The organism is Sulfuricurvum sp., assembly GCF_019163035.1.
Classification (GTDB): domain Bacteria; phylum Campylobacterota; class Campylobacteria; order Campylobacterales; family Sulfurimonadaceae; genus Sulfuricurvum.
Genome location: NZ_JAFLKV010000023.1, coordinates 1 through 10,222 on the forward strand (window position 1 = coordinate 1; position 10,222 = coordinate 10,222).

17 protein-coding genes and 1 pseudogene are annotated in these 10,222 nt (G+C 42.5%); 4 read left to right on the top strand and 14 right to left on the bottom strand.

Annotation, left to right across the window (positions count from 1 at the left end; translation table 11 throughout):
- The 5 genes and pseudogenes from JZU62_RS02070 to rpsJ all read right to left on the bottom strand — a co-directional run.
- A pseudogene (locus tag JZU62_RS02070) lies at positions 1–209 on the bottom strand (50S ribosomal protein L2); the annotation flags it as partial.
- Position 210: 1 nt separating this feature from the next.
- Positions 211–492: a 50S ribosomal protein L23 gene (locus JZU62_RS02075; RefSeq protein ID WP_015652595.1), complete on the bottom strand. Its 282-nt coding sequence runs from the start codon at positions 490–492 to the stop codon at positions 211–213.
- A gap of 1 nt (position 493) precedes the next feature.
- Positions 494–1,105: a 50S ribosomal protein L4 gene (gene rplD, locus JZU62_RS02080; RefSeq protein ID WP_295011426.1), complete on the bottom strand. Its 612-nt coding sequence runs from the start codon at positions 1,103–1,105 to the stop codon at positions 494–496.
- Positions 1,102–1,680 carry a 50S ribosomal protein L3 gene (gene rplC, locus JZU62_RS02085; protein WP_294895725.1) on the bottom strand — a complete coding sequence of 193 codons (579 nt, stop codon included), beginning with the start codon at positions 1,678–1,680 and terminating at the stop codon, positions 1,102–1,104. Before rplC ends, rplD begins: the two co-directional genes overlap by 4 nt.
- A 10-nt stretch (positions 1,681–1,690) precedes the next feature.
- Positions 1,691–2,002 carry a 30S ribosomal protein S10 gene (gene rpsJ / locus JZU62_RS02090; RefSeq protein ID WP_013459053.1) on the bottom strand — a complete coding sequence of 104 codons (312 nt, stop codon included), beginning with the start codon at positions 2,000–2,002 and terminating at the stop codon, positions 1,691–1,693.
- A 175-nt stretch (positions 2,003–2,177) separates the two neighbouring features.
- Between rpsJ and JZU62_RS02095 the strand changes: the two genes are divergently transcribed.
- Positions 2,178–3,245 (top strand): ATP-binding protein, encoded by a 1,068-nt coding sequence (locus JZU62_RS02095; RefSeq protein WP_295011428.1) that lies wholly within the window; start codon positions 2,178–2,180, stop codon positions 3,243–3,245.
- Here JZU62_RS02095 and JZU62_RS02100 read toward each other — a convergent pair.
- Complete coding sequence (locus JZU62_RS02100) at positions 3,242–3,916, bottom strand: TIGR04219 family outer membrane beta-barrel protein (RefSeq protein WP_295011430.1); 675 nt, start codon at positions 3,914–3,916, stop codon at positions 3,242–3,244. The genes JZU62_RS02095 and JZU62_RS02100 overlap by 4 nt on opposite strands.
- A 59-nt stretch (positions 3,917–3,975) precedes the next feature.
- Between JZU62_RS02100 and JZU62_RS02105 the strand changes: the two genes are divergently transcribed.
- Both JZU62_RS02105 and JZU62_RS02110 read left to right on the top strand, forming a co-directional pair.
- Positions 3,976–4,524 (top strand): ribonuclease HII, encoded by a 549-nt coding sequence (locus JZU62_RS02105; RefSeq protein ID WP_295011432.1) that lies wholly within the window; start codon positions 3,976–3,978, stop codon positions 4,522–4,524.
- Positions 4,525–4,561: 37 nt separating this feature from the next.
- The gene (locus JZU62_RS02110) at positions 4,562–4,789 is read left to right on the top strand and encodes a hypothetical protein (protein WP_295011434.1); all 228 of its coding nucleotides are present in this window, start codon (positions 4,562–4,564) and stop codon (positions 4,787–4,789) included.
- A gap of 159 nt (positions 4,790–4,948) precedes the next feature.
- On the opposite strand, the gene JZU62_RS02115 is transcribed toward JZU62_RS02110, so the two are convergent.
- From JZU62_RS02115 to JZU62_RS02130, 4 genes are all read right to left on the bottom strand, one after another.
- Positions 4,949–5,143, bottom strand: a complete 195-nt coding sequence (locus tag JZU62_RS02115; protein WP_295011436.1) for a hypothetical protein — start codon at positions 5,141–5,143, stop codon at positions 4,949–4,951.
- A gap of 39 nt (positions 5,144–5,182) precedes the next feature.
- Positions 5,183–5,356 carry a hypothetical protein gene (locus JZU62_RS02120; RefSeq protein ID WP_295011438.1) on the bottom strand — a complete coding sequence of 58 codons (174 nt, stop codon included), beginning with the start codon at positions 5,354–5,356 and terminating at the stop codon, positions 5,183–5,185.
- Positions 5,357–5,464: 108 nt separating this feature from the next.
- Positions 5,465–6,583: an OmpA family protein gene (locus tag JZU62_RS02125; protein WP_295011439.1), complete on the bottom strand. Its 1,119-nt coding sequence runs from the start codon at positions 6,581–6,583 to the stop codon at positions 5,465–5,467.
- Between the two features lie 78 nt (positions 6,584–6,661).
- Positions 6,662–6,994 carry a hypothetical protein gene (locus JZU62_RS02130; RefSeq protein ID WP_295011441.1) on the bottom strand — a complete coding sequence of 111 codons (333 nt, stop codon included), beginning with the start codon at positions 6,992–6,994 and terminating at the stop codon, positions 6,662–6,664.
- Positions 6,995–7,068: 74 nt separating this feature from the next.
- On the opposite strand from JZU62_RS02130, the gene JZU62_RS02135 reads away from it, so the two are divergent.
- Positions 7,069–8,016, top strand: coding sequence for an NAD(P)-binding domain-containing protein (locus JZU62_RS02135; protein ID WP_295011443.1), 948 nt, complete (start codon positions 7,069–7,071; stop codon positions 8,014–8,016).
- Position 8,017: 1 nt separating this feature from the next.
- Here JZU62_RS02135 and JZU62_RS02140 read toward each other — a convergent pair whose 3' ends face one another.
- From JZU62_RS02140 to JZU62_RS02155, 4 genes are all read right to left on the bottom strand, one after another.
- Positions 8,018–8,371: an AMMECR1 domain-containing protein gene (locus JZU62_RS02140; protein WP_295011445.1), complete on the bottom strand. Its 354-nt coding sequence runs from the start codon at positions 8,369–8,371 to the stop codon at positions 8,018–8,020.
- A gap of 43 nt (positions 8,372–8,414) precedes the next feature.
- The gene (locus JZU62_RS02145) at positions 8,415–9,266 is read right to left on the bottom strand and encodes a biotin synthase (protein WP_295011447.1); all 852 of its coding nucleotides are present in this window, start codon (positions 9,264–9,266) and stop codon (positions 8,415–8,417) included.
- 1 nt (position 9,267) lies between these two features.
- Positions 9,268–9,783 carry a YfcE family phosphodiesterase gene (locus JZU62_RS02150; RefSeq protein ID WP_295011449.1) on the bottom strand — a complete coding sequence of 172 codons (516 nt, stop codon included), beginning with the start codon at positions 9,781–9,783 and terminating at the stop codon, positions 9,268–9,270.
- Positions 9,780–10,222: topoisomerase DNA-binding C4 zinc finger domain-containing protein (locus tag JZU62_RS02155; RefSeq protein ID WP_295011451.1), on the bottom strand; the 443-nt coding region annotated here is incomplete at its 5' end. The genes JZU62_RS02155 and JZU62_RS02150, both read right to left, overlap by 4 nt.

Below are 10,222 nucleotides of genomic sequence, written 5' to 3' on the forward strand. Positions count from 1 at the left end.
TTACGTTTGAAATCGATAATACGGTAAAGCTTTTTAGCTCCCGCTTCTTTATGACGTGATGTGATACGACCGTTGTTGTTACGTCCAGCAGCTGCAGGAAGTTTGATCAACAAAGAACGAACAGACGCTTTTGCCGTGATGTCCGAGTTATCAACGTTCGTATAAAAACGTCGGCTCGGGGTTGTTGGTTTATACGTTTTGATCGCCATATTACACCGCCAAACTATCGATTTGTGCGCCTTCTGGCAATTTCACATAAAACTTTTTAAAGTCATTTTGTTTGCCAGCAAGACCACGGAAACGTTTTACTTTTCCGCTTTGGTTTAGTGAGTTTACGCGAGCCGGAACGATTCCGAAATACTCTCTAAACACCTCTTTAAGAGCGTTCTTTGTCATACGTGGAGACGTTTGAACAACGATAACACCCTCTTCTTGAAGACCAAGGGTCTTCTCTGTATACAGGATTGATTTGATATCAGTAATATCTGCCATCTTAGCTCTCTTTAGTCAGATTTTCCCATACCGCTTTTTCGATAACCACCGAACGGTATGTCGCAGCCAAAAAGGCGTTGAGTTCATTCTCTTCTACAACGTATGTAGAAGCAATGTTACGGAATGCAAGATAGGTATTCTCATCGAGAATCTTTTTCACCAACAACGCATCACGAACATTCAATGCATTGAACAACGCCAATGCGTCTTTTGTTTTACCAGTTGGAACTTCAATCGAATCAACGATGAAAAGTTTTCCAGCTGTTGCCAAAGCATCCAACGCACATTTAAGCGCTAGTTTCTTTTGCTTTTTATTGATCTTTTGATCGTAGTTACGACCTGTGTTTGGACCATGTGCAATCGCACCGCCAACAAAGATTGGTGAACGACGTGAACCAGCACGTGCGCCACCTTTACCTTTTTGAGCCCATGGTTTTTTACCACCACCGTTAATAGTAGAACGACTTTTTACAGACGCTGTATTCGAACGGATACTTGCTTGATACGATTTAACGTACAAGTAGAGGTTGTGGGTATTGATACCGCTAAAGCTCTCAGGCAATGCCAATTCAGAGGCTTTTTCGAATTTTTCGTTCAGTACAATCGCGCTCATTGTTTCACTACCTTTACTCGACCTAATGCACCGTTTGCACCTGGGACAGCGCCCACTACAACCAATACACCGTTTTCTGCGTCGTATGACATTACTTCATTTTTTACAGTAACTAATTCGTTACCGTATTGACCTGACATTTTACGTCCTTTTTGGACTTTACCAGGCCATTCGCGGTTACCGATAGATCCACCAGTACGGTGAAAACGGTGACCGTGTGCGCCAGGTCCGCCGGCAAAATTCCAACGTTTCATAACGCCGGTAAAACCGCGACCTTTTGTATTGAATGCACTTTTAACTTTTTTAGCATCCGCTAAAGGTGTCATATCCAAATCACCGGCTTCGGTGTTAGCAACTTCCAATGTAGCGAATTTGTTGAATTCAGCAGAAAGGTTATATTTCTTTTGCTGACCCTCAATAGGCTTATTGCGTGCTTTTCCTTGGCTATATGCTACGAGAGCAGTGCCATCTACTACTTCGCAAACTTTCACTTCTTTTACTTTTAAAAGAGTTACCGCTTTACTTGGTACACCAATTGTTCGGCTCATGCCGATCTTTTCTACAATGTATTCCACACCCTACTCCTTACTTGTCCATAGAGCGAACTTCTACGTCCACTTCCGGAGCCAAGTCAAGCTTCATCAACGAATCAACTGTATCTGGCGTAGCCGACACGATGTCGATCAAACGTGCGTGCATACGAATCTCAAATTGCTCACGTGAGTCTTTATTGACGTGCGGAGACTTAAGAACCGTATATTTACGAATCTTGGTTGGCAAAGGGATTGGGCCGCGGATTTCCGCACCCGTTCGCTTTACAGCTTCAACGATAGAGGCAACTGAACGATCAAGTACACGATGATCGTACGCTCTAAGTTTTAAACGAATTTTTTCCATAATGTTTTCCTTAGATAAAAGAACTCGTCAGATCTAGTCTGAACCATATAAGGCGGCGAAATTATACTGACATATCAGCTCAGGGTCAAGCATTTTAGGGGTAAAAATCGTTTCATAGGTTAAATTTGCTTCCTTTTAATAAGGATGTACTATTTTTTAGGGTATGATAATGCTCATGAATACTTTATTAGATGAGTACTATCGATACGATTTACACAACCCCGGTTTTATAGAACGGAAGTTCGCAATCGGCGAGGAAAGTACCCTGATTTATGGAATAACCCAATCAGGAAAGAGTGCTTTAATCAAAAATTATCTCCTTACCCATAAAAAATCGACCTATCTTTATCTCGACTGTCGTGATATTCGTCTGGAGCGGGGTGAGCTAAACAGAGCATTGAAGTCCTTTTGCCATGAGAATAAGATCTCTATCCTCGCTCTGGATAACTACGATGAGGCGATTGATCTTTTTGAACTTGATCAAATTATCCTCTCTAGTGATACTCTCCTCAGTGTCCCCTACCAAAGCATACAGCTTGAGTTACTCGATTATGAAGAGTTTTTAGCGTTTGAAAGTAAATACGACTCTACGGCATTGAACCATTTTTTTCAACTGGGGGGATTTCCCGCAATGCACCGTGTCGCCAGTGAAGATCGTGTTCTCTATATCCAAAATGCACTATTGCGGGCGTTAGAGCCCGTCGAGTTTTTCATCCTCGCCCAAGCGTCCAAAATGGTGACCCAAAAAGTTTCCGCTTTCAATCTCTATGAACGGCTGAAATCGGAGCGTAAAATCTCCAAAGACAAACTCTATCTCCATCTCCAATCGATGTTTGAGAAGGGCTACCTCAAAAACTTAGCCAAATTTAATCACCCCAGTGCCGTGAAAAAACTCTATCTCTGTGATATCGCTATCAAACATGCACTCGTTGTCCAAAAACACTTCGGTCGCCTTTTTGAAAACCTCATTTTCTCAGAACTGGATAAGCACCACATAGAATGTTATTATGATGAGGGGATCGATTTTTATCTTCCGCAGCGGCGGCAAATCATTATCGCTTCCCCCTTTGCGAACGAACACGCCCTCTTCAAAAAAGTAGAAACACTGGAGGGGTTTATCGTATCAAATCGCGTGAGGGAAGTTATCGTAGTAACGATGAATTTAGAGAGTACCCTCTCCCATCCGGTCTCACGTATTGAGATGATCCCGTTTGAGAGATGGGCTTTGGGGGATGATACTTAGAAGCGATACCCTACTCCGATAAACGGACCTTGGATTTTGAGGGTAGAATAGATATCATTTTCATCTAACTTTAGTGATTCATAGCGATACCCTGCCACAGCTTCAAGACCCGCAAATACGTTCCATGCCGCTTTTATACGCATATCACTGACCGAGTTGCCGCTGTAACCGACATATTTGAGATCCGCGTCCAAACGAACCGGCAATGCAGGAATTTTCACTCCGACAGCCACATAGACCATTGGAATAATGACATTAAATCTTTGATTTACGGTTCCGCTCACATCCCCTTTCACATACTTACCGGTTAATCCGATATCCAAATCAACGACATTATCCAAAAGCTCATAATAGAGGGTTGTATCGATTTGAGAGAATTTAACCGTATTGGTTCCGGCAATGCTATCTGTGCCTGTAAACGATGTCTCAGGGGTAAAGTCGGCTCGAAGATTCGGAAGCATTGGAACCGGATGTTCCAAATATAGTCCTACTTGGTACTGACTGTCATTATCTCCGTTAAAGTGAGTTGCACTCGTAACACTGTTATCGGTATAGCGAAAATCCCCTTTTGCTTCGGGAGAGTAGTAATCAGCTTCGATGCCGAATCCGAGTAGCGTCGATGCTGATGCCATAACGCTTCCAGCACACAATGTGAGTAATGCTTTTTTCATGATGATCCTTTTGATTCTATGCTAATATGCCATTATACTAAAGAATTAGGTGTATTGAAATGGTCTTATGCGGAATTGACGAGGCAGGGCGAGGACCGTTGGCGGGACCGCTCACTATTGCAGGGGTTATTTTGCGTCATCCGATTGAGGGATTAAACGACTCTAAAAAGCTGACCGAAAAAAAGCGTGAAGAGCTGTTTGAGATCATCATACAAAACTCCGATTATCATATCGCACGCTTTAGTGCAGAACAAATCGATGACCTCGGACTATCAGCTTGTTTGGCAGCTGGATTGCGTGAGATCATGAGCACCTTGGGGGAAGCGGATTATCTCTATGATGGTAATTCTAAATTTGGCGTGAGCGACCTGCGAACGATGGTAAAAGCCGATGCAACGATTCCGGAAGTGAGCGCCGCCTCGATTTTGGCAAAAGTGACTCGTGATCGTGAGATGGTAAAACTCGCTCCCCTCTATCCGAAGTATGGATTTGAAGGGCACAAAGGGTATGGGAGTGCTTCCCACATCGAAGCGATCCGCCTCTACGGTCATTGCGAAATTCATCGTAAAAGTTTTAAACTAAAATCACTTCAGCCGAGTTTGTTTTAGTACCTCATCGTTATAATAGCTTCAAAAAGAGACTATTATGATTTCACTAACCCATTTAGAAGCGGCACTTGCCTCCGTTGATACCGAAGTTAAAGCGTTACTCTATAATCAATCACTTTCACAGAGTGAAAAAGACGCAAAAATGCTACCGTTGTTACGAGAGAGCAAAGTGCTAAAACAAGCGCATGAAGATTTATGTTATTTGAGAGACAACCCGCCAAGTGCCCCTATTAGCTGCAAAGTGGGGAGTTATAGAGAAGAATAATCTGGCTCGATTGAGGCAAACTGTAGTGCCACAGCGGAAAGCGTAGTATAAGGAATTTTATTCCTTGTGCCTTCAAAATAAAATATTTTAAGCTGCAACGAGAATTTTCTTTACCGCTTCGTCAAATAGGTTTTGATGCATACCGTACTATTGCTGTTTTTAGCGTTTCATCGGTAATTTTGCCATCTCTTGGGTTTCGGGATCGGATGCATCTTCGGGTTCATTGGCAAAACGGATCAAATGAACCAAATCGGGATCAAAATTCCATCGAAAGAAAAGGGCAGCCGTCACATCTTCCGATTTAGAACCACATGCTACGATTTCTGCTTGTTTAACCCCAATCCCCTTCTCCAAATTCTCACTTAACAATGCGCTTTAATTAGACTCAATCAACTAGCGGCTTATAACCACTTTTCCTAGTTCCAACAAAAATGAAGCTAATGATAAATGTCCTAAAAGCGAACGGTCTACTTTTGAAACCCATCGACTCACAAAGGCATTTTGCAGTTGTGAACGTTCCAAATAACTCTCTTTACTCATCCAATAGGGAGAGAGATCTAGTTCCATACAGGAATTTTTAGTGTAAAATATTTTAGTGATAGTGTGAAAAATGGAAGAAAAGTTATCAATACAATCGATCCCCGCCTAAGCGAGAATGATTAGAAGCTATTTATCTTAGCGAGTAAGGTCAACTTCAATACGACGGTTTTCAGCACGACCTACTTTTGTTTTATTGGTAGCAACCGGTTGAGATTCACCTTTACCTGAAAAACTCAAGCGTGAAGCATCAACACCTTCTTTTACGAGCATAGATTTGACCATCTCAGCACGTTTTTCTGAGAGTGCTTGATTGTATTTGTCTGAAGCGGTGCTATCAGTATGACCGACAATGCTTGCACTATAGGCAGAATTATCTTTTAGGAAACTTGCAAATGCAGCAACTTTTGCGGTTCCTGCTGCGTCAACTTTATTGGAGTTTGTAGCAAAATTAAGGTGCAACGTTGCTTTAAGTGGGCAACCCTCTGCATCCACTTTAAACCCTGCCGGAGTAGCCGGACATTTGTCCTGTGGATCAAAAATACCGTCTTTATCGCTATCAACTGGAGCAACAGCTTTCGCAGGCACCACTACAGGAGCAGGTACAACAACCGGTTTCGGTTCGGGTTTTGACTCAGCAGCAACTGCAGCAACAATCGGAGCAGCGACAGCAGCAGCAACAATTGGAGCAGCTTTTTCATCAAAGCTAAATGTCAAACCAGCCAATGCTGCTACATTATGAACTTCACCATTGCTTCCATCAACACCATTGTTGTTCATTTTGTACATATAAAGAGCTTCGAGTTTGAGAGCTATTTGTTTCGTAATCTCTGCTTTAAGTCCAAGTCCTGCATCAACAAGAAGCCCATCATAATCACTTGGGTGGGTATTGGTATACCACTCATATCCCAAACCGGCTTTTGCAAATGGAGTTATCGCGCTATCAGTCGGCATTTCATACACACCGTTCAACATCGTTGTTAACACACCCGTTTTACTATTTTCACCGGTAGCTTTGTCACGTCCATAAAGAATTGAAAGCTCAGGCTTGAGCAAATCAGATACGTTATTCATTTGCACTTCTGCACCGTATACGATATGGTTATCTACACCGCCCATCGCTCCACCATTGTTTAGGTTGGTTTCATTCGATGTTGAGTTCCAAAGATACCCTATTACCGGTGACACTTCATAATTATAGTCGCTTGCACCAAGTAGTGTTGCTGCGAGTAAGCTCGAAAATACTAATTTTTTCATTGTAAAAGTCCCCTTTTGACTATTTTAGATGAAAAAATTATAACTTACAAATGTGAACCTAATGTTGTTAAAAAGGACTTAGTTGCTTTTTTTAATGGTTTCAAATTCAGATTGCATCGTGCTAAGCATTGCATGAATTTCTTGATTAAGTTGTGCTTCGGCGACATCAATACGTTCAAGATGTGAACGCTTTAGTCCTTCCAACTTTTGAAGAGTGGATTGAAAAAGTGCTTCATTATCAGTCAGTAAAACGATCTCATCTTTAGGAGCCCATTTACGCTTAACTGTGTCATTGTGACGAAATTCAAAAATAATATTCTGAGAATTATCCGAACTAATATATCGTGGTACAGTGTACGCAAGATAGTGTTTTTTAGGATCGCCATGATGTCGTTGAATTACATAATACATCTGGAAAGTATAACATAAATTGAATTTTAGTGCTCTTTGTGATAAAGTATGGGAAGATTATACAGGGAGTATATATGGAACATTTATACGAATTAGCCATCATAGGAGCGGGTCCGGCAGGAATAGCAACAGCAATAGAGAGCTATGCGGTTGGTATGCGGGATATTATCTTGCTCGAAAAAGATGAAAATCATAATGCCACTATTCGTAAGTTCTATAAAGATAATAAACGCGTTGACAAGGACTGGAAAGGACAAAAAGTTGAACTCGACGGCACGATCTATTTTATGGACGGAACCAAAGAGTCAACCCTCGATTTTTTTGATCAACTCCTCGATCATGAATCACTGGAACTGCGCACCCATACGGAAGTGCAAAAAATTGTAAAAACAGCAGAAGGTTTCGAGGTTTTTATCGCCGGAGGATCTATCCGAGCCAAATACGTCGTGGTCACTATCGGACGGATGGGGAAACCCAATAAACCTGATTATAAAATCCCACCGTCGCTCAAAAATCAAATCCATCATACTCTCGATGGATGTACACAAGAAGAGAAAATCATGGTAGTGGGCGGAGGAGACTCTGCCATAGAATATGCGGTGGAATTGTGCGATAAGAATGAGGTGTCTATCTGCTATCGTCGCGGAACGTTTCGCCGAGCCAACCCTACCAATCAAGCCGATATTGAAAAAGCGGTTTCAACCGGTTCCGTCAAAGCAATGTTAAATACTGAAATCACCGAGCTAGAAAGTGAAAGCGGAAAAGTAAAAGTGCTCTTTAGTAATGGTTCGTCCGAGTTGTTTGATCGACTCGTTTATGCCATCGGAGGGACAACCCCAAGCGGATTTTTGCAAAGCAGCGGCATCCGTGAAGAAGAGGGCAAACCGGTACATGATGAAAACTATCAAACCAATGTCGCAGGTCTTTTTGTTGCGGGAGATATTACCCAAGAATCAGGTGGATCGATTGCGCTAGGACTGAACCATGGATATGCCATAGCTCACTATATCAAAGCGGTATAAATTAATCTTTGAGTATCGGTTCGCTTTGATGACTTAATTCCCCATCAGGGGAATAAATAGTTAATTGTATTGTTGCATGAAGATATTCAGAGGTAACGAGTGGATCAAACGCTTCATCTTGAAACGCGGCCGCTTTGGCATTATAGATAATATCTTCCAAAAGAGAACGTCGTGATATTTCACTTTTTGCATTACCGCGAATTTTATTACCGAGATAGAGGCTAATCTGCGTTGCCATCGGCTCACTCAGAATCGGATATTGTTCAAGAAGCTCATGACGATTAATCGTATTTTGCCCTTGCAGTACCTCTTCGATAGAGGCTCTGGCGATGGTTAATAATACAGATTGAGACATATCAATTAACCCCTTTTAACCATCTTGATGGTGTTATTATAGCTTACTTATCCTCAGGTGTTATCGCAATTTCAAATCCGAGTTCTTGAAGCATCATCAGATCAGTATGCGCTTCTCGTCCTGCGGTGGTGAGATAGTTTCCGATTACGATGCTATTCGCTCCCGCCTCAAAAATTTCATGCTGACGATCTTTAAAGGCAATTTCCCGCCCTCCTGCGACCATAATACGATCGGCTTTATTGATAATTTTGCGCGCAAGAGTAATAAGTTCTAGTGACTCATCGATAGAGAGAGGGTTGGGATTCAGAGGCAATGCCGAATTGTGGTGATAAAAGTTCAGCGGTACCGAAATTGGGTTTAACTCATTCAGAGAGTGAAGCATACTGAGACGATCTTCGTGCGTCTCCCCCATACCGAAAATGCCTCCACTAACGAGTTTGAGCCCTGAGCGGTTGACATTTTCACACGTCTCAAACCGCTCTTCCCACGGGTGAGTCGTACACACTTGGCTGTAAAACTCACGGCTCGTTTCGAGGTTATGGTTATAGGCACTTACACCGGAGCGTTTAAGTTCATTCAGTTGATCCAATGTAGCCGTGCCGTTACACGCAATAAGACGTAGACGCGGTACTTCACGTTTGAGGGTAGAAGCGACGTTACACACAAAATCGAGTGTTTTGTCATCCAACCCTTTCTGAGCGGTTACGAGACAAAATCCAAGTGCTCCGAGCGCTTCAAGGCGGCGAGCTTCCTCTAAAATCTGTTCCATAGGTTTTTGCTTGTAGCGCTCAATATCGGCTTTATATTTGACACTTTGGGAGCAAAATTTGCAATCTTCGTTGCAAGTACCACTATTAATATTACAAATAGAGCACAGAAATATTTTTTGGGACATATTAGAATCTTTCAAAAGAGTAATGGCGTTCTTCAAACACATCGCTTCCAACCGCACGGAAATAGTGCGTCACAGTAAGTGCAGTATCCGAAATTTCGAGCATAGCGCAGCTTGAGAGTGGTTTGTCGCGGGCACATGCCTCTCCCGGATTGAGAAACAGGGTACGGTTTTTAAAATCACATTCAAATACATGGGTATGTCCGAAAATAACCACTTCGGTATCACCGTTCATATAAAAGGGAAGGTGCATCAGTTTAAAATTGACACCGCCCAGTTTAAAATAGTGGGGTTCTTGGACGAGGTTGTACTGGGTGTGATATTGAACCAATGCCGCGTCATTGTTTCCATAGACGGCTACATAACGCAAACCGCTGTTTTTTAGCTGTTCGAGGATCTCAGGTTTGACGATATCCCCTGCATGGATTAAAAACTCAGCACCTTGCGCTTTGAGGTGGTCAATTACACGCTGTGATCGACCTTTTTTAGAGTGCGTATCGGAAAATAATCCGATTTTCATTCACCACTTTCCTCTCGCGGTGTGCGGTCTTTACATTTGACACACTCGTATACCTCTTTGTTGCGGTAGGTTCGTGGAGCCAATGCACCGCCACACCCTTCGATTTCACATTTTTTATCGGATGGCTCAAATTTGGAGATAAATTTACATTTAGGATAGTGTTCACATCCCCAAAAAGCTCCTCTACGTGATTGACGCCATAGCAGCTTTCCGCCACATTCAGGACATGGAACTTCAGAATATTTAGTCTCTTGGTTAAGCGTTTTGGTGTTTTTACATTTCGGATAGCCGCTGCACGCCAAAAATTTCCCGTTACGACCGTTTTTAACCACCATTGCACTGCCACATTTGTCACATACCTCTTCACTCACTTCATCCGGAGTGGTCGGGTTCTCTTTTTGGCTCTCTTCAGTCTGCTCGGTGTATTTACACTTCGGAA

What these genes read in the sequence shown, in the direction of transcription:
- JZU62_RS02075 (WP_015652595.1), bottom strand. Translation starts at nt 492, where the DNA reads ATGGCAGATATTACTGATATCAAATCAATCCTGTATACAGAGAAGACC.
- rplD (WP_295011426.1), bottom strand. Translation starts at nt 1,105, where the DNA reads ATGAGCGCGATTGTACTGAACGAAAAATTCGAAAAAGCCTCTGAATTG.
- rpsJ (WP_013459053.1), bottom strand. Translation starts at nt 2,002, where the DNA reads ATGGAAAAAATTCGTTTAAAACTTAGAGCGTACGATCATCGTGTACTT.
- JZU62_RS02095 (WP_295011428.1), top strand. Translation starts at nt 2,178, where the DNA reads ATGAATACTTTATTAGATGAGTACTATCGATACGATTTACACAACCCC.
- JZU62_RS02100 (WP_295011430.1), bottom strand. Translation starts at nt 3,916, where the DNA reads ATGAAAAAAGCATTACTCACATTGTGTGCTGGAAGCGTTATGGCATCA.
- JZU62_RS02105 (WP_295011432.1), top strand. Translation starts at nt 3,976, where the DNA reads ATGGTCTTATGCGGAATTGACGAGGCAGGGCGAGGACCGTTGGCGGGA.
- JZU62_RS02110 (WP_295011434.1), top strand. Translation starts at nt 4,562, where the DNA reads ATGATTTCACTAACCCATTTAGAAGCGGCACTTGCCTCCGTTGATACC.
- JZU62_RS02120 (WP_295011438.1), bottom strand. Translation starts at nt 5,356, where the DNA reads ATGGAACTAGATCTCTCTCCCTATTGGATGAGTAAAGAGAGTTATTTG.
- JZU62_RS02125 (WP_295011439.1), bottom strand. Translation starts at nt 6,583, where the DNA reads ATGAAAAAATTAGTATTTTCGAGCTTACTCGCAGCAACACTACTTGGT.
- JZU62_RS02130 (WP_295011441.1), bottom strand. Translation starts at nt 6,994, where the DNA reads ATGTATTATGTAATTCAACGACATCATGGCGATCCTAAAAAACACTAT.
- JZU62_RS02135 (WP_295011443.1), top strand. Translation starts at nt 7,069, where the DNA reads ATGGAACATTTATACGAATTAGCCATCATAGGAGCGGGTCCGGCAGGA.
- JZU62_RS02140 (WP_295011445.1), bottom strand. Translation starts at nt 8,371, where the DNA reads ATGTCTCAATCTGTATTATTAACCATCGCCAGAGCCTCTATCGAAGAG.
- JZU62_RS02145 (WP_295011447.1), bottom strand. Translation starts at nt 9,266, where the DNA reads ATGTCCCAAAAAATATTTCTGTGCTCTATTTGTAATATTAATAGTGGT.
- JZU62_RS02150 (WP_295011449.1), bottom strand. Translation starts at nt 9,783, where the DNA reads ATGAAAATCGGATTATTTTCCGATACGCACTCTAAAAAAGGTCGATCA.